At 47.7% G+C, this 19,705-nt stretch carries 7 protein-coding genes and 1 riboswitch; all 7 genes read right to left on the bottom strand.

Going from position 1 to position 19,705, the window contains the following annotated elements; all coding sequences use genetic code 11:
- Positions 1-20 precede the first annotated feature (20 nt).
- Positions 21-10,772 carry a non-ribosomal peptide synthetase gene (locus RBH91_RS02180; protein ID WP_307893310.1) on the bottom strand — a complete coding sequence of 3,584 codons (10,752 nt, stop codon included), beginning with the start codon at positions 10,770-10,772 and terminating at the stop codon, positions 21-23.
- A gap of 182 nt (positions 10,773-10,954) precedes the next feature.
- Positions 10,955-11,041, bottom strand: a riboswitch (cyclic di-GMP riboswitch).
- 469 nt (positions 11,042-11,510) lie between these two features.
- A complete protein-coding gene (locus RBH91_RS02175; protein ID WP_404802463.1) occupies positions 11,511-12,323 on the bottom strand; it encodes an ABC transporter permease in 813 nt (270 codons plus the stop codon).
- A complete protein-coding gene (locus RBH91_RS02170; protein ID WP_307893309.1) occupies positions 12,316-13,182 on the bottom strand; it encodes an ABC transporter permease in 867 nt (288 codons plus the stop codon). The genes RBH91_RS02175 and RBH91_RS02170 overlap by 8 nt, the downstream gene beginning before the upstream one ends.
- Positions 13,169-14,281, bottom strand: a complete 1,113-nt coding sequence (locus RBH91_RS02165) for an ABC transporter ATP-binding protein (RefSeq protein WP_307893308.1) — start codon at positions 14,279-14,281, stop codon at positions 13,169-13,171. The genes RBH91_RS02170 and RBH91_RS02165 overlap by 14 nt, the downstream gene beginning before the upstream one ends.
- A gap of 9 nt (positions 14,282-14,290) precedes the next feature.
- A complete protein-coding gene (locus tag RBH91_RS02160; protein WP_307893307.1) occupies positions 14,291-15,373 on the bottom strand; it encodes an ABC transporter substrate-binding protein in 1,083 nt (360 codons plus the stop codon).
- Between the two features lie 20 nt (positions 15,374-15,393).
- Positions 15,394-17,370, bottom strand: a complete 1,977-nt coding sequence (locus RBH91_RS02155) for a hydantoinase B/oxoprolinase family protein (RefSeq protein WP_404802462.1) — start codon at positions 17,368-17,370, stop codon at positions 15,394-15,396.
- The gene (locus tag RBH91_RS02150; protein WP_307893305.1) at positions 17,340-19,430 is read right to left on the bottom strand and encodes a hydantoinase/oxoprolinase family protein; all 2,091 of its coding nucleotides are present in this window, start codon (positions 19,428-19,430) and stop codon (positions 17,340-17,342) included. Before RBH91_RS02150 ends, RBH91_RS02155 begins: the two co-directional genes overlap by 31 nt.
- Positions 19,431-19,705: the final 275 nt, after the last annotated feature.

Raw genomic sequence — 19,705 nt, 5'->3', positions numbered from 1 at the left:
AAGGCACCTCGTATGTTTTGTTAGAGAATCTCCATCAATTTATCAAGTTCTTCAAGCGTCAGATCATCATCTCCTAGATCGCTAGGGGTTATTTCGTCTCCATCTTGATTTAAACAATGATCAATCAGCTGCAATAAATATGCTTTAAAGCTGTCGGCGACTGCTGTGATTGTGGTTTCTTTGAATTCCAAGGAACTGTAGACAATCGACATCGTCAAAACACCGTCTTCTATAAAACCGACGATATCGAGCACATTCGGCTTTTCTGTGTCAGGGCTCAGCGGGTCGCCGGACGGCATGGATGATCTTGAAAACAGACCGGATTCCGACATTTCCGTAAACTGACCTAAATAGTTAAAGCTGATTTCCGGCTTTATCGGCTTTGTCTGTTTGCCTTCTTCCGTCAAATAGCGATAAATGCCATAGCCGATCCCTTTATTCGGAATGTGGCGCAAATCTTCTTTGATCCGTTTGATTTGATAGCCTGTATCATCAGCATGGCGCATCTGAATCAGCGCCGGGAACTGGCTTGTAAACCAGCCGACAGTCCGGGAGATATTCAAGCCGTCGATAATATCCTCCCGGCCGTGTCCCTCCAGGCTGACGAGTAAGTCATCCTGCCCAGTCCACTCTTTTACCGCAAAGCCCAGAGCTGCAAGTAAAATGTCATTCATTTCTGTGTGATATGCTTCATGAACTTTTGTCGTCAGCTGTTCCGTCTGTTCTTTGGAAAGGGAGAATTCCGCTGTTTTCGAGTGGCACATCCGTCCGTCTCTTGCTTCAAAATCTTTAGGAAGCGGAGCTGACGCGGCATTCTCGATCTCCTTCCAATAGCCGATTTCTTTTGCAAAGGCTTTGGAGCCGGCGTATTCTTTAAGACGATCTGCATATTCAGCGAAAGAATGAGATTTTTCCGGCAGAACAATCGGTTCTCCTTTTTCAGCCTGAAGATAACCGGAAGCGAAATCTTCAAGCAGGATTCTCCATGAAATCCCGTCAACAACGAGATGGTGAATGACGATCAGCAAGTGGTCGCCTTGACCTGTTTTAAAGATTGCCGCGTTCAAGAGCGGTCCTTCGGATAAATCAATACTGCTTTGAACTCGATTGGCTTCCCGCAAAATGGCAGCTTCCAGTTCTTCACCGGACTCATTGAAATGAATCACTTCTGGAAGAACCGCTGCTTCTTCAAGGCCTCTGTTATACTGAACCATTCGTTCTCCCTTTTGTTTATAAACGGTGCGAAGGGCGTCATGGTGTTCCATCAGCTTGCTTAAAGCCCGTCCGGCAAATTCCGGGTCAAATCCCGCCGGAGAATGAAGCATAACCGACTGATTCCAGTGATGTGGGTTCGTAAAGCCGCGTTCAAAGAACCAGCGCTGGATCGGCGTCAGTTCGACCTCTCCTTCGACAGGCCCTTGATCAACCGGCTGATCATCAGCCGATTGTACATATAAGCTGATCTGTTCGATTGTCGGGTGCTGGAACAATTCTTTCATTTCAAGCTTCCAGCCGTGCTGCTGCAGGCGGCTCGCCATTTGAATCCCTTTGATCGAATCTCCTCCGAGTGTGAAGAAATTGTCGCTGATTCCGATTCGTTCAATGCCGAGAACCTCTTGCCAAACATCCGCCAACAGCTGCTCCGTCTCCGTTCGCGGTGCTTTGTATTCAGCTGTTTTCGCTTCAACGTCAGGCTGCGGAAGCGCCCTCCGGTCGACTTTTCCGTTCGCCGTAATCGGAAGATGATCGAGCTGCATCCAATACGCCGGCACCATGTAGTCTGGCAGCACATTCGCAAGCTGACGGGCCATGTTTTCTGTATCAAGCTGTTCCGCTGATGTGACATAGCCGCACAGCGCTTTATTGCCGTAGGCGTCCTCGATATCGGCGACGACTGCCTCCTGGACTTCAGCGAGCTGTGTAAGCTGGACTTCAATTTCAGAAAGCTCAATCCGGAAGCCGCGTATTTTCACCTGCTGGTCGATCCGGCCGATATATTCAAGCCGTCCGTCCGCGAGCCATCTGACCGCGTCTCCCGTCCGGTACATGCGCTCTCCCGGCACAAACGGATCTTCCGTAAAGCGCTTCGCTGTTTCCTCAGGTTTGTTCAAGTAGCCGCGCGCAAGCCCGCGGCCGGCAATGCACAGTTCACCCGTGACACCGACAGGCTGTACTTGGTTGTTTTCTCCAAGCACATATGCCCTTGTATTGGCGATTGGCTGACCGATCGAAAGCATTCCTTCATCAGGGTCGATCGCCGTGCTTGTCGCAACGACCGTGTTTTCTGTCGGGCCGTAGTTGTTGATGAGCGTGTAGCCGCGCTTTTCAATCCGCTTCAGCTTGTCTCCGCCAGTCAAAAGCACGCGCAATGAACGGTTGTTCAGCTCCATAAACTGTTCACACAGCTGTGTCGGCAGGAATGTGATCGTGATGCCGTGTTCTTCGAAATATTGATTCAGTTGGACGATATCCATCCGAATCGCTTCATCGATGATGTGGAGCTCACTTCCGGCGATCCAGTACGGGAACATCTCCCATACGGATGCGTCAAAGCCGAAGCCCGCGTATTTCGCGCTTTTATCCTGTTCTGTGACCTCAAATGCATGATGATGCCAATAGCACAGGTTCACGAGGGAATGGTGTTCGACCATGACGCCTTTCGGCTCGCCTGTCGTCCCTGATGTATAGATCAAGTACGCCAAGTTGTCGGGCTTCGCCCCTGACTGCGGGTTCATGTCATCTTCATCTGTCAATTCTCCATTCAGCATGGAATCGAGCAGAATGACTTCCCCGTTGAAATCTTCAGGAACGGCTAAAACTGGTTGCGTCAAAAGCAGCTCCGCACCGCTGTCTTTTAGCACATATCCGATCCGCTGGGCCGGATAGTCGGGATCGATCGGCACATAGGCCGCTCCTGCTTTCAAAATCGCCAGCACACCGGCCGCCATTTCCAACGAAGGCTTGACCATGATGCCGATCCGCTGGTCAGGCTGCGCCCCTTTTTCGATGAGCAGGCGGGCGAGGCGGTTGGCATGGGCGTTAAGCTCTCTGTACGTCCACCTGCGGCCGTTGTACACCGCAGCCCCGCGGTCAGGTGTGCGGAGGGCTTGCGCTTCAAACAGCTCGTGAATCGTTTTGTCTGCCGGGACGTCAAGCGCGGTGTCATTCCATCCGTTCATAATCCGCCGTTTTTCCGCTTCATCCAACAGAGAAATCTCTGAAAGGCGGACATTCGGATTTTCCGCGACAGCTTCAAGAAGATGAAGCCAATATCCGCTCCAGCGCTTGATTGATTCATGCTTAAAGAGAGCCGTGTTATATTCCATTTCAAAGCGGACAAGCCCATCTTCTTCCGCTGCGGCCAGGGTCAGATCGAATTTGGCCGTCTGATGTTCAAATTCATACGGCTGAAGTGTGACCCCTTTCATTGTTAATTCTTTCAAATCGGCATTTTGCATGGAAAACACCGCATCGAATAACGGATTTCGGCTCATGTCGCGCTCAACGTGCAATTTTTCGACCAGCTCTTCAAACGGGTAGTCTTGATGCTCAAATGCGCCAAGCACCGTTTTTTTGACTTCCTGCAAGAATCCGGAAAAAGTTTTCTCTCCCTGCGGATGCGTTCTCATCGCCAATGTATTGACAAACATACCGATGATGTTATGCAAATCGGCATGTGATCTTCCCGCAACAGGAGAGCCGACCACAATGTCGCTCTGCCCGCTGAGCTTGGATAAAAACGTGCTGTATGAAGCAAGGAGCACCATATATAAGGTCGATTCCGTTTCCTGTGCAATATTCCTCAGCGACTGCACCAGCTCCGGTTTCAGCGCAAAGCTGAGACGATCCCCTTCAAACGTCTGAACGGCCGGACGAGAATAGTCTGTCGGCAGCGTCAAAACGGGCAGTTCGCCAGCCAGCTCCTTAAGCCAATATTCTTCATGATTGTTATCCTGTTCGGTTTGCAGATTCTTCTGCTGCCATACCGTATAGTCTTTATACTGAATCCGCAGCGGTTCAAGCGTGTCTCCTGCATACAGCCTTGTCATCTCTTCAATCAGAACGCTGACTGAGGCACCGTCTGAAATCATATGGTGCATATCGACTAACAAAAGGTGTTTTTCTTCTGCAAGACGGATGATGTTCATTCGGAATAACGGCGCTTGAGTTAAATCGAACGGCCTGATGAATGCTCCAATCAATTTTTCGGCTTCCCGCTCATCTGCATCTTTTACATCAATCGTAAACCCGATATTCTTCCAAATCCGCTGGACAGGTTCACCGTCCTTGATTTCAAACGATGTTCGGAACGCTTCATGGCGCAAGATGAGACTTTGTACAACAGCTTCCAGCCGCCCTAACTCAAGCTTCCCTTCGAGTTGAAGAACAGCTGGCATGTTATAGCTTTTCTCGGCGCCTTCAAGCTGCTGGAGGACATAAAGCCGTTTTTGAGCTGATGATACAGGGTATGTCTCCTGCTCTTCCGCCGCTCCAATATAGACCGCCGATTTTTTTTCCGCTTCTGCTGCCATTTCTGCCAGGCTTTCGATTGTCGGCGACTGGAACAAATCTTTCAGCTGAAGAGCAACATCCATCTCCTGCTGGATGCGGGCAATGAGTGTCATTCCGATTAAAGAATGTCCGCCAAGTTCAAAGAAATTGTCATACACCCCGACTTTAGAGATACCGAGCACTTCCTGCCAAAGCTCAGCAAGACGGGCTTCTGTCTCATTCCGCGGTGCCGTATATTCCGTTTGCACGCTTTGTGCGGCGTCAGGTGCGGGCAGCGCTCTTCTGTCCACTTTTCCATTTCCTGTGAGCGGAAGCTCGTCTAATTGCATAAACAGAGACGGAATCATATAGCCAGGCAGCCCCGAAGCCGCATGTTCACGAAGCTCACGGCTTGACAGCTCTCGATCAGCAGCAATGTACGCACAGATCATTTTATCTCCCGATTCGGTGTCAACAGCCAGAACGGCGGCTTCCTGAATCATGTCATGCGTCAACAGATGATGCTCGATTTCGCCGAGTTCGATTCTCTGTCCGCGAATTTTGACCTGATGATCGATCCGGCCGATAAATTCAAGGCATCCGTCGGCAAGCCATCTCGCCATATCGCCTGTCCGGTATACCTTCTGATCTTTTTTGAACGGATGTGCTGTGAATTTCTCCGCCGTCAGCTCAGGTCGGTTAAAGTAGCCGCGGACAAGTCCGTCTCCTCCGACGCACAATTCACCCGCAACTCCTGCCGGCTGTACTTTTCCAGCCGAATCAAGAATCAAAACCTCCGTATTGCTGACGGGTTTTCCGATCGGCACAGACTGCGCATTGTCAGGAATATCATTGACAGGATGATAGGTCGCAAAGACAGAACTCTCAGACGGCCCGTACATATGAAGAAGACGTCCCTTTCCAACGGCCTTAAGGGCTCTTCTGACATGATCGACAGATGCACGTTCACCGCCGAACAGCACTCTTCGCAAATTCCTCATACTGTCAGGGCGCATATCGACAAGCAGATTGAATAAAGCAGTCGTAATCATTAAGACGGAGATTTTTTCTTTTTCAAGCACGTCGGCAAGCCGTCCCATGTCAAGGATCGTCTCTTTCGGAACAACCACCAGTTTGGCGCCGTTTAACAATGAGCCGAACACATCAAACATGAAAGCATCAAATACATAGTTGGAAATCGAAAGCACAATATCTGAATCCAAGACTTCCAAATAATTCGCGTTTTTCACCGTACGCAAAATATTACGATGTGTCACCATATTGCCTTTCGGCGTTCCGGTTGTTCCCGATGTGTACGTAAGATTTGCTAAAGTTTGCGGAGAAATCGGAATATACAAATTGCCCGCGTAACCTCGATAGAGCTGTTCATCGTCAAGGAAGACCAAATCCCCCGCAAATTCAGCGCCTTCAGCAAGCGGCTTCAGCGCCTTTTGCGTTAAAAGAACCGATGCTCCGCTGTCATGAAAGAAGTGTTTGATGCGCTGCTCCGGATGATCGGGATCAATCGGGACATAAGCGGCTCCTGCTTTTAACACGGCAAGAATTCCGACAACCATTTCAGCCGACCTGGCGGTAAGAATGGCAGCTGTTGTTCCGGTTTTCACACCTCTTTCACGGAGGCGTCTTGCCAATTGGTTCGCTTTTTCATTAAGCTCGGTGTACGAATATACCGCGTCTGCAAATTGAAGGGCTGGACGACCTCCTGCTTTTGCCGCTTGCTCCTCAAATTGCTGAACAATCGTTTGCTCCCGCGGATAATCGCTTCGCCCCGGATTGAACGCGATGAGCTGCCGATTCGTTTCCTCCTCAGTCAAAAGGCTGAAATCGCCGATTTTCCGATGCGGATCGGCTGTCATGTCTTTCAGCAGATTCAGGTAATGCGCCAGCATCCTCTCAGCGGTATCTTTTTTAAACAGCTTTGTACTGTAATCCAAATCGAAAATCAATTCACCGTGTTCTTCTTTCGCTTGCAGTGTCAGATCAAACTTTGCAATGTTGAAATTCGTTTCATGGATTGAAAGGCGCAAGTCGCCGAGCAGTGGAATGTCTTCGATTGAATTTTGTAAAATAAACATCGTATCAAAAATGGGATGGCGGCTTAAATCACGCGGTACATTCAGCTTTTCCGCAAGCCATTCAAACGGATATTTCTGATGTTCAAATGCGTTCAGCACCGTTTCCCGCACATCATGCAACAGATCAGCGAACGTTTTTTCCCGATCAACTTTTGAGCGGATCGCCAGCGTATTGACAAACATTCCGACGATTCCTTCCAAATCGGAATGGCTTCGGCCCGCTGTCGGCGTCCCGACAATCACATCTTCCTGTCCGGCGTATTTTGCAAGGAGCGTGTTGTAAGCGGCGAGCATGACCATATACAGTGTCACTCCGTTTTCTTCCGCCAGCCCAGTCATTTTTTCCTTGATCTCTTTTGGCACGACAGCAGAAACTCTGTCTCCTTCAAAGCTTTGAACAGCCGGACGGGGCTCATCTGTTAACAGCTGCAGTACAGGCAGCTCCCCGGAAAAGACGCTTAGCCAATACTCCTCTTCTCTTCGATAGCCGCCTGCAGCCTGTTCTCTTTGCCAAGAAGCGTAATCCTTGTAGTGCAAACGCATCTCAGGCAAGGCTTTACCTTTATATAGCCCAGCCAGCTCTTGTAAAATAATCGAAATGGAAACCCCGTCAGAAACCAGGTGATGCATATCAAACAGCAGCATATGCCTGCTTTCCTCAAGACGGACGAGCCCCACTCTCAGCAGCGGTGCGCGGCTCAGATCAAAACGGCGGACAAACGATTTCATGATCTGTTCGACAGGCTTGTCTCCGCCTTGGATCATCTCAATATTGAACTGCACCTTTTGATGAATTTTTTGCCTCGGCTCTCCATTGACAGATACAAATGAAGTACGGAGCGCCTCATGCCTTTCGATCAGCTTTTGAAAAGCGGCCTCAAGACGCTGAAGATCCAGTATGCCTTCAAGCATTGCAGCGGCCGGCATATTATAGCCGATTCCCGCTCCTTCCAGCTGGCTGACGATATAGATCCGCTGCTGGGCCAGAGAAAGAGGATAATCTTCACTTTCTGCTGCTGGTTCGATCGCTGTGAACCCGTTTTGCTCCGCTTCAGAAACAAATTGACCAAGAGCGGCTACAGTCGGTTTTTCAAACAGGAACTGCAGAGGAACCTCAACACCGAATGTTTTGTGGATTTTCGTCAGCATCGTCATCGCTTTCAGCGAGTGGCCGCCGAGTTCAAAGAACTGATCAAAAATGCCGACTTTTTCAGCGGCTAGCACTTCCTTCCAAATGTGCGCGATTTTTTCTTCACGGTCATTTCTCGGCGCCGTATATTCTGTTCCTCCCGAAGCCTTCACCTCATGGCGAAGCAAAGCTTTTCGATCAACTTTACCGCTTGGCGTCAGCGGCATTTCATCAAGCTCGACGAAATAAGAAGGCAGCATATAATCAGGCAGCTGTTTGGACAGATGCTCCCTTAACTCATGCACCGAAACCGCAGATCCGTTTTTCGGAACAACATATGCGCAAACCTCAAGACCGCCGGCTGATCCCTGCCGTGTGAGCACAACTGCTTTCTCGGTATTTGGCGCCTGCTGTAAAACCGATTCAATTTCTCCGAGCTCAATCCGGTAGCCGCGAATCTTGACCTGGTCATCTTTTCGGCCGATAAAATCAACCGTACCGTCAGGAAGCCATCTTGCCATATCTCCTGTTCGGTACATGACATATCCGGGAACAAAAGGATCCGCTGAAAATTTTTCTTTCGTCATGTCAGGAAGGTTTAAATATCCCCGGCCGGCTCCGTCTCCCGCGATATACAATTCGCCTTCGACACCGTCGGGCAGAAGCGCTCCGTTTTCATCCAAAATGTAGAAACGATTGTTCCCAAGCGGCCTGCCGATCGGTACATAGGCGGTATCATACGGGAAATGCCCGTCATGCGGAATCGTGAATGCCGAGGCGTCGACACAAGTTTCCGTCGGGCCGTAAACATTCGTGATAAAAGGAACCGATTCAGCCGTTTCTGCAAATAATCGAAGCAGCTTTTCGGTCGCCACCCTTGATAATGCCTCTCCTCCCACAAGCATATGCCGCAGTTTTATTCCGCGAAGGTCATCCGCCGCAATCAAAAGCTGTAAATGAGACGGCGTGCAGTCGGTTACATCAATCTGATGACGGCGATAATAAGCGGATAATGCGCGCCCGTCGGAAACGACCCTTTTCGGAACGATATACAGAGACTTGCCAAGCAAAAGGGATGTGAAAATCTGCTGGACGGAAGCATCAAAATGAAACGGAGCCAAAATCGCAATCTTCAAATCGGCTTGATCATATGTATCTACAGCCTGCTGAAGCCCCCTCACAAGATGATGAACCTGTCTGTGCTCAATCATGACTCCTTTCGGACGACCCGTTGTTCCAGAAGTATAGATAATGTAAGCGAGATGATCGGCGCCTGCTGATGAAGGCAGATTGCCGCTTTCCTTCGTTTCAGAAAGCGCTGCGGAAAACGACAGTACTTCAGCAGTATCAGCCTCAAATGCCTTGTCAGTAATCACGACTTTTGCGTCTGAATCCTTGAGCATGAATTGAATTCTCTCGCTCGGAAAGCTTGGATCGAGCGGCACATAAGCTCCTCCCGCTTTGAGAATCCCTAATATGGCCGTTATCGTCCGTTCTGACCGCTCCATCAAAACGGCTGCCGGAGCGTCCGGACCAATTCCCCTTTTGCGAAGCGTCCTTGCCAGCCGGTTTGCCTGCTCATTAAGCTCCCGATATGAAATCTGTTTCCCCTCAAACACAAGCGCTGTTTTTTCTGGAATTTTGGCTGCTTGTTGTTCAAATAAACCGTGCAGGGTCATCTGCTTGTCATACTTGGTCAAAGAACCAGAAGCCTTCTTTAACAGCTGCTGTTTTTCCTGTTCAGGAATGAGGTCGAGATCCTTAATTTTTTTGTCGGGCATATTGATGGCATCCTCAAGCAGCGTCATAAGCCTCTCATATAAAATGACCATTTCTTCCGCGCTGAACAGTTCCTGTCTGTAATCAAAGTCGATCGCAAGCGTCCCTGTATCCCATCTTTCTTTCACGTGTATGGAGATATCGTTGACTTCACTGCCGCTGAAAATCGGCTCCGTTAAAAATGAGATCGTCCCTTTTTGCTGCCATTGCATAACCTGATATTCAAGAGAAACAGCGAACAGTCTATTTAAATGAGACTGCCTTTCCCGCAAGTCATTGATCAGCAGATTGTACGGATACTTTTGATGTCTGATGATTTTAAGCTGCTCTTTCATCCTTTCCTGCACAAATGCAGTAAAGTCCTGCTGCGCATCAAGGCTGGCTTTCATCGGAATAGTCGAAACGAACATGCCGAGCATCTGTTTTTCTTTTGCATTTGTCCGGTTTCCCATAAATGTGCCGAGTACGACATCTGTTTGGCCGGTCACCCGATGCATATAAATGTGTAAGATTGATAGGAACAAGGAGAGCACACTAATGTTGTAATCCTTACTATACGCTTGAATTTTCTTGTACAGGGCAGGGGAAATCTCTTTAGAAAGACGAACCGCATCTAAACAAATTTGGTTAGAATCACTTTGCTTTAAAGATAAGGGTTCGGGAATGTCTTCATATTGCGCGTTCCAATAAGCTTTATCTTTTTGGAACCGTTTGGAGTCTTCGTAATCCAATTCACTTTGAATGTGTTCCGTAAATGATGACTGTACAGCTTCGAGGTCAGTTTCCCCATTGGAAAGCTTCAAATAAATATCTGTGATGCGGTTACCTAGGAGTGTCATAGAAATGCCGTCAGAGATGATATGATGAACTTTTACAAAAAACCAGCTTTCTACAGGGCTGATATGTACGACTGCAAACTTAAATAATGGATTGTCATACAGAGGCAGAGGCCGGCGTGCTTCAGCTTGTCCCCATTTTAAAATCTCACTCACATTGCCTGTTTTTGCGGCATCAAAATACTCAATTTCAAACGGTTTATGTTCGGCTACATATTGTTTTGGTTCATCCTCTTCATCAAACATCAGCCTAAAACGCATTGTTTCATTTGTGCGGACAAACTGCCGAATCGCTTCAGTCAATATACCTGGATCTATTCCTGATTCTGATTTCAACTTTCCAAAACCGCTCAAATTTGAAACGCTTGTAGCGGGATAAAACTTTTCTGTATACCAAATTCGTCTTTGAGCATGTGTCAATGGGTAGTATGTGTTTTCCATTTTTTATTTTCCTCCTTTATGCTTTGTTATTTATGACGGGCCTAAAGCAAACCGCAAAACTGTTTTGCGGTTTTGCGATGTGTGGATTGCGCTGTCACAGATTGATCACTTCCAATAAAAAGTTATATTGGGAATAAAATGAAAAGAGTCCACCCGAATAAAAACGGGTGACTCCCTGTTTATTCGGCAACCTGTCAACCTTAGCACCGTCCGCACCTTAGGCCATGGCTTTGCGTCCCTGCGTTTCCGCAGGTTTGCCTTTATCTGCTTTTTCTGAAATATATTCATTTTCTGCTCACAGTTCACTTTAAATGAAAAATTTGTTTTTTTCACCGAAAAATAGGTGAAAAGATTCATGCGGGATACCGAAGGGTAGGCGAAAAGATTGATGCGCGATTCCGAAATTTCTAAAAAAATATGCGGGAAAACGAAAAAGAATCGTTTTAACCCGCATATTTCCAATGGCAGTTTCATTTTTTATTAACATTTCTTAAAATTTGGGTGAAATTATTTTTATAATATATTTTTTCGGTATTTTATTTTACAAAATTTTTAAAGATCATACAGATATTGATCCCGCCATGTATCCCTTCTTACTTTATAGAAAAAGAATCATAGATAGAACTTAAACTATATTAAACAACTACCGGCAAACTACTTATTTGATGCGTGATTGTCAATCCTTTTACAAAAACAAAAAAGACAAGCAGACTGCTTGCCTTAAATCAAAAAACTGTCCTACATCGTTTTTGAAAGCCCGATCGTCCGCTCAATGACTATCAGCGCAATGACGGAAATCGCAATAAATATGACAGAAATGGCGTTGACGCTCGGATCAAATGTCTGCTCAATGTAGCTGAACGTTCTGATCGGTACGGGTGTAACCGTTGGTGAAGATACAAAAAGGCTGATTGAGATTTCTCCAAATGACGTCACAGCAGAAAACACCGCTCCCGCAATCATGCCCGGTTTCATCAGCGGCAGGGACACGTTCAAAAAGGTTTGGACAGGTCCTGCTCCAAGGTTCATGGAAGCCTGCTCGAGCTTTGGATCCAAATTCGACACGCTGACTCCGACTGTCCGGACCACATATGGGAGGCTGATCAGCATGTGTCCGATCACCAGCCCCGCGACACTTCCGTTCATCCCCATCATTGTGAACAAATAAAGAAGAGCCACTCCCAAAACAATTTGGGGAATCATCAGCGGAGATAAAATAAAAGATTGAATCGCATCCTTGCCCGGAAACTGGAGTCTTGCCAAAGCATAGGAGGCTGCGGTTCCAAGGATGACCGTAAGCGGCGTCACAATCATTAGCAGCAGGCAGCTGACCCCAATGGAATCCATCCATTCGCCGCTACTGAAAACGCTGGCAAACCAGCGAAGAGAAAAGCCCGACGGCGGAAATTTCGGATACTCGGATGGACTGAACGCCGACAGAACGATGACAAATACGGGAAGTGCCAAAAAAAGATAAACGAAAGTCCCTGTGGTCCAAACGAATACATCAATCCACTTCCCTGATGACTTGCGGCGCAATCTACTACCCACTCATTCTCGCCTCCCATCGTTTGAGGAGTATCCCCAGGATAGCAATGATCACACATACAGCGGCCAATAAAGTAAAAGACATGGCAGCCGCAAGCGGCAAATCAAACACTTGCATCACCTGCTGATAGATTGAAAGCGGGAGCAGCGGCTGCATCCTTCCCCCGACTAAAAGGGGCGTAATATAGCTTCCGGCAGCCAGCGAAAAAACGATCATCGCTCCTGTGATCATTCCGGGAATTGTCAGAGGCAGCGTGACGCAAAAAAACGTCCGCAGCCGCCCTGCTCCAAGACTCATTGAAGCATATTTGAGATTCGGTTTTACTTCGCCTAAAGATCCGGCGAGAGGCAAGACGGCAAACGGCAGCATGACCTGAACATATGCGATAATAACCGCGTTCATATTCCATAAAAGCGGCAGGGGCTTTTCAATCAGCTTCATACTGAGCAGCGCTTCATTGATGATTCCGTTTTGCGAAAGCAGCACAATCCAGGAAAACGTCCGGATCACGACACTTGTGAGCAGCGGGGAAACAAGTAAAATATAAAACAATGCCCGCCATTTACGGGTTGGCGCCTTAACGAGCAAATATGCCGCCGGATATGCCAAAAGAAGGCAGAAAACGGTTGTTTTCAGTGCTGTCCAAAGCGTCGTTCCGACCGTTTTTAAATAGACGTCTGAAGTAAACACTTCGATGTAATGAGAAAAGCTGTACGTATCCAGCATATTCATCATCCCGTCTACATCTCTGAAACTTAAAATCAGCAGGAGGACAAACGGAAAGACGAGGAAAACGCCGAGAAACAAAAGCGCAGGCATCAGTAAAAGCCAATAAAATCGTTTTTGGTTATCGCCCGCCATTTGGCTCCTCCTTTAAACCAAGAGGCACAAGGTCTTCCTGCTCCCAGTCAATATAAACTTTATCTCCCGGCTTCGGCAGCCTGGGAAACTGCGGATCAGGCGCTTGAATGGTAATTTCGCCCTTGATTAAAGCCGCTTTCAGCCGGAGCGCATTTCCAATATAGCCAACCTCCGTTAGTGTAGCTGGCATTCCATTTGACTGGCCGTTTTGCTCTTCGGGAAGAATTGAAATTCGTTCGGGGCGCAGCATAAATAACACAGAAGGGCCGTGTTCCCCGCTCACTTCAATAGAGAGCGGTACACCTTCATCAACTTCAAAACCAGGCACCTCATATCGATATCCTGATGAAGCAGGCTGCATGTCTGCCGAATAAGCCTCAAACAAATTCACCTGTCCGATAAACTCCGCAACAAACCGATTTGCCGGCGTCCGGTATACATCCAATGGGGTTCCGAGCTGCTGAAGCTTTCCATCGCCAAGAATTCCAACCCTGTCAGATAAGCTCAAAGCTTCCTCTTGATCGTGAGTCACCAGGATCGTTGTAATGCCGACACGCTTTTGAATGCTGCGCAGCTCAAACTGCATATCTTTTCTCAGTTTTGCATCAAGATTGCTTAACGGCTCATCAAGCAACAGCACTGATGGCTGAACCGCCAATGCACGGGCAATCGCCACACGCTGCTTTTGCCCGCCGCTAAGCTGATGGGGCATTCGCTCTGCAAACGCTTCAAGCCTGACTAATGCCAGGCATTCCATTACCCGTTCTTTGAGCTTTTTCCGCGGCATTTTTTGAACCTTTAAACCATATGCAACATTGTCAAAAACATTCAAATGAGGAAACAAAGCATAGTCTTGAAAAACCATGCCGATATGTCGATGATATGGCGGCAAATCAGTAATATTTTCTCCTCCTATATATACAAAACCAGAAGTTGGTTGAAGAAACCCGGCTATGATATTAAGAAGTGTTGACTTTCCGCAGCCGCTCGGACCAAGCAAAGAAAAAAACTCCCCTTCCTCGACTTCAAGCTGTACGTCTTCTAATGCGATGGTATCTCCGAAATGCCGGCTGACATGCTGAATCTGAATTGCACTCATGATTGTCACCTATTTTCCGCCTAGTACTTGATTCCAGCGATTTGTCCAATCGCCTAATTCTTTTGCTGCAGTTTCATAGTCCACCCATTTTAAATTGCTGTAATAAGCTTCTCCGACTTTCACCTTCCCTTTTAAATCATCACTGTATTTCACTTTTTTATTGGTCATGCCGTAATACGTTTTATCAGAAAAGTCCTTTTGAACATCGGGACTGATCAAATGATTGAGAAGCTTGTAGGCATTTTCTTCATTAGGACTTCCTTTCATTAAAGCCCAGCTCGCGACAGCTGCCACAGCACCTTCTTCAGGATATGCAAACCCCAAATCAAGCCCTGAGTTCTGAAGAGAAAAGGCACGGCCGTCCCAGAATGGAACTACCCAGGCGTCTCCCCGTTCAAGAAGCGTTTGAATCGAACCGGGATTATCAGGAAAGGCTACTACATTCTTTTTTAAATCCGCCAAACTGTTGAATGCTTTGTTCATATCTCTTTGATTTGACTCCAAACCGCCCTGAGCATTAATCAAACCGGACAAGAACTGAAGACCTGCCGAATAAGCTGGAGAGGAGATGGCTACATGGCCTTGATAGCTGCTGTTCCAAAGATCCGTCCACCGCTTCGGCTCCTGCGGTACGAGATCTTTTCGATAAGCAATCCCGAGCTGCCCCATGCTGAAACCGGCGGCATATTGCTTTCCGTCGAAAGTAAAGCGTTTCTGAACGGAACGATACAAATCGCTTAAATTGGGAACCTTCTCTTGATCGATAGGCTCCAGCAGGTCTGCCGACTGAGCCCGCTGAATCGTATCAGGCTGCAAAATCAAAAGATCGTATGGCGCATTTTTGCCATTAGAGGCTTTAAGCTTTGTGTACCACTCAGAGTCTGTTCCAGAGACCACTTTGACTTTCAGTCCCGTATCTTTCTCAAATGCTTCAATGCTCGGCTTTATATATTTTTCCCAATCACCGCCATAGACACCGATAACGACTGTATCGGATTTTTTGCTTTGCTGGCCGCCGCCTCCGCCGCAAGCGGAAAGCAGAAGCATCAAAACAAGAGACAGAATAAACAAAACAGAGATGTTTCTTTTCATTGTTTCTCACCATTTTCGTATTATTTTTTTCCTGCCAGTTTCTCAAAAACAGCTGCAACAGCCTGTGTATTGATCAGCCGATGATCTTCTTTTGAAAAATAGCGGTGCACCAAATGTTTTACATGCGATCTTTGATTTGCCGGAAGCTGTCGAAGCAGCTGAGCGAGGGTAGTACTGGCTTCCTCTGTCCATAGCCCTTCGTACGCTTCCCTTGCCACGCCGAAATCCCACTGTTTCAGGTGCTCACCTGCTCTGTTCTTTCTGATTTTGCTTGTTTCTTCCTTATCGATGGCAAAGCGTCCTTCACCATTTTTCTTCAGTGCCACACCGTATTTTTGATAGGCTGCATCCTCGCTCAGCAGCCCAGCCTCAACTTCCCTTAAAATAAGCTCTGGTTCCCTTGTGAACGGATCTCCCCAGCCGCCTCCGCCCGGTGAATGAATGCTGAGGATGTCCCCTTGCTTCAGCTTTAGCACATCAATTTTCGGAATCATTTTTTCGCGGGGCTCATTTGGATGAAGACGAACCCGTCCGAGGGCTCCTGCTGTTCCGCCTGCAAGTCCCCAAGGCTGAAAACGCAAACGTTCCATTCCCCTTGCCGTTACCATTGATTCAGATGCGGTGATTTCGAACTCGAGCCCGATCGCATGACCGCCCCTGTGAAAGCCAGCTCCAGCGGTATCTTTAATCAGCTCATAACGATGAACATGGATGTCGATATGCTGCTCAAGACTTTCGATTGGCGTGTTTTTTAAAAATCCCGATGCATGGTCAATTCCGTCTGCGCCGTCCATGTCATGCTGGCCGCCGCCTCCGCCGCCCATCGGTTCCACAACAGACATCTTCCTGCCGCCCGCTGATTCATCGGGCGCTGAAAGAACAACAATGGCCGACTGGCCTGCTCCCGCAGCGGGAATGTCCTCCGGCAGCGCCTTGGCCAATGCACCGAGCACAGCATTATACAGTCTCATCGTGATCGAATGACGAATCCCCACTGAGGCGGGGTATTCCGGATTGACCAATGTTCCCCTTGGAGCGATGACGCCAATCGGCCTCGTCAGTCCCCCGTTAACCGGAATAAACGGATCTTCACTAATGATATAATTGATCAAACCTTGATATAAAAATGAGTGTTTGCTTCCGTTTGTAACAAGATTAAAAGCGGTCTGCACCTGCGGATCACAGTCTGAGAAGTCCAGTGTGATTTTCCCATCGGAAACCTTTGCGGAAACAGCAAGGCGGATCGGAACGTCAGAGACCATATCATCATCAAGATAATCAGAAAAACTGTACGTTCCTTCAGGGATGCGGCCGATGACTTTGCCGGCCCTTATGGACGCTTGCTCAAGCAAATCTTCCATTCCCTGCTGGACTTCTTTTTTTCCAAACTTCCCGATCATCTTCTTCAATCGGGCTTCCGCTGTATTGACTGCCGCAATCATCGCGTTAATGTCCCCTTCGTTTAATTCCGGCGCTCTGCTGTTCGCCCGGAGAACACTTAATATATCGCGATCCGCTTTCCCTTCTTTGTAAATCTTGACGGGCGGAATTCTCAAACCTTCCTGGTGGATGTCGGTCGCCGTTGGCGAAATACTGGCGGGAACCATTCCGCCTACATCGCTGCAATGGACAAAGGCCCAGGCATAACTGATAATCTCACCGCCGCTAAAAATCGGTTTAAAAACGTGTAAATCAGGCAAATGAGTCGCCAAGCCGTCTGTTGAATAAGGATCATTTGTCAGGACAATGTCTCCCGGTTTAAACGGTCCGCTTTCCTTAATTGCGCGTTTTAACGATAACCCTAAAAAAATCGTCACACCAACTGTTTTTGGATAAACGTAGAATTCTCCATCAGGGGTTGCAAGAGCAGTTGCAAAATCTGCAGACTCTTTCACAAATGTTGTAAAGGAAGTCCGTTCAATGACGTGCCCCATCCCCGCGGCTATTGCATTAAAATAGCTTCTCATCATTTCCAGCCGGGCAGGATCTGTTCGCATGATTTTTCGCTCTCCTTCCGCACAATGATAAAGTTGCCTGATTGATCCGCGGCTCCCTGCCAGTTTGGCAAAATCAGCGTGGTTGAATCATCCTGCTCAATAATGGCCGGCCCTTCAATCCGCTGACCGCATGGCAGATCACAGCGGTTGTACACAGCGGCTTGGTATATGCTGCCTTTAATCATGACCGCCCTCCGGCTGATTGGCAACGCTTTAGGCCCTGCGGTTCGGCGGCTTTCTTCTACTGAAGGTTTTGGCGTCTTTCCTATGATCCGTACGCGCAAATTCATCAGTTCAATGCTTGTTTTTTCATCACTGTGTCCATATTTACGCTGATGGATGCGATGAAAGGATTTTGCGATTTCCCGTATGTTCTTTTCTTCGATACATACCTGTGAAACAGGCAGTTCAATCTCGTATGCCTGCCCTTTATAACGGGCATCAAGCAAGCAGAGAAGAGATGTCTCCGTCAGCACCTCTACACGTTGTTCAGCAAGCCATTTTTCCGCTTGTTTCGTCAGTCTTGAAAACTCTTCCTTTAATTGGTCCGCATCCAGTTCGTCAAGAAGAACCTGCCTTGAAAGTACGGCATCATAGACAAAATCAGCGGTTAAAGCCCCTAAAGCGGATAGTGTGCCGGGACTCGGGGGAATCAGCACGTTTTTCGCTTGAATTTCTTCCGCCAGAAAATTTGCTGTTACCGGGCCTGCGCCCCCAAATGCCAGCAGACTAAATTCACGGGGATCAAACCCGTGCTGCTCCATCACATTGCTTAACTCCGTATACATATTGGCAACAGCGACCTGAATCATTTGGTCGGCAGCCCGCTCCACATCTGTGCCTAAATGTTCCGCAACAGGCATGAGCGCCTGCTCGGATTTCTCCCGGAAAAGCTTCATATTCCCGGATGCAAACCGATCAGGATTTAAGTAACGGCAAATCAGAAACGCGTCGGTCAGTGCAGCCCGCTTCCCTTTTCCATAACATGCTGGGCCCGGGTCAGAGCCTGCCGATTCCGGCCCCACTTTCAAAAGTCCGCCATTATCAATCCAAGCAACAGACCCACCGCCTGCTCCAATCGAATACATCGCAACAGACGGAATGGTGATCGGGAAGCCCGAAATTTGATTGGACTGGGTCAGTGCTGCTTTTCCTTCTTCTACAATGGAAATATCAGCACTTGTTCCTCCGACATCAAACGTGATCACATTTCCTGAGCCGGCGGATTCAGCAGCGCGAATCGCTCCGATAACACCTGCCGCCGGACCTGAGAAAAGCGTTTTGACAGGTGCCGAGGCAGCCGTTTCAATATCCATCAGCCCTCCGTTTGATTGGGTAATAAACGGCTCCGCCGGAATACCGGCCTCAGCGAGTCTATCTTTGAGCGTGTTAAAATAGCGCTGCACATTAGGCTTTATGTATAAATTGGCGACTGATATGACAGTTCGTTCGTATTCCCTCAGCTGCGCCCAAAGCTCCGAAGACGCCGCGACTTCCAACCCAGGCGCTTGCTGTTTGATTCGCTCAACAGCTTGACGTTCATGAACAGGATTCCGGTAGCTGTGAAGAAAAGAAACAACGATTCCGGTTATTCCTTCTTTCAAAACTTTGCCGACAGCTTCGTCAATGTCTTCTAAATGAAGCGGCAGCTTCTCAGATCCATCGTGAAGCATTCTTTCTTTAATTGGAAATACGTATTTACGGGGAATAAGCGGCTCCGGCATTCGCGACCTAAAATCGTACGGAATCGGGAGGCGCAGACGCTGAAGCGAAAGAATATCACGAAAGCCTTCTGTTACAAACAGGGCGATTTTGGCTCCTTTGCGCTGTATTAATGTGTTTAAACCGATTGTCATACCGTGTACAAAATAGTGAATCTGCGACGGCTGAATATCATTCTCCTTTAAAAGCGCCAGCCCATTGATAATCCCCTGAGCAGGATCTTCCGGAACTGTCGGTGTTTTGACGGCTGTCATGCTGCCATCTTTCAGGTTCAGCAAAGAAAGATCAGTAAAAGTCCCTCCAATATCTATTCCAATCCGGTATCCTTCTTCATTCAATTCTCGTTTTCCCCTTCCCCCAAGGTTTCTGCAAAAAATACCTTCTTTTTAAAATATTTGACTATAATACTAATAAAGTGAAAGAAGACAGTCAATTTTATCTTTTTAAATTTTTCGAAGTCTTTTTTCTTTAATTTTTTATTTTAAGATACCATAAAATCACATTTTCATTAGATTTGTTCACAGTATTTCACAATTTTATCATCAGGGGCCTCGCCCTTTTCTTTGGAGACGTTTTGGTTTTAAAAGCTGAATCCTAAACTCACCATACTCGA

The organism is Bacillus swezeyi, assembly GCF_030908325.1.
In the GTDB taxonomy this organism is placed as follows: Bacteria; Bacillota; Bacilli; order Bacillales; family Bacillaceae; genus Bacillus; species Bacillus swezeyi.
This window is presented reverse-complemented; position numbering and strand designations above follow the sequence as displayed.

Bases quoted from the DNA above. Each gene is read 5' to 3' on its own strand.
- RBH91_RS02180 (WP_307893310.1), bottom strand. From the start codon at position 10,772: ATGGAAAACACATACTACCCATTGACACATGCTCAAAGACGAATTTGG.
- RBH91_RS02170 (WP_307893309.1), bottom strand. From the start codon at position 13,182: ATGGCGGGCGATAACCAAAAACGATTTTATTGGCTTTTACTGATGCCT.
- RBH91_RS02165 (WP_307893308.1), bottom strand. From the start codon at position 14,281: ATGAGTGCAATTCAGATTCAGCATGTCAGCCGGCATTTCGGAGATACC.
- RBH91_RS02160 (WP_307893307.1), bottom strand. From the start codon at position 15,373: ATGAAAAGAAACATCTCTGTTTTGTTTATTCTGTCTCTTGTTTTGATG.
- RBH91_RS02155 (WP_404802462.1), bottom strand. From the start codon at position 17,370: ATGCGAACAGATCCTGCCCGGCTGGAAATGATGAGAAGCTATTTTAAT.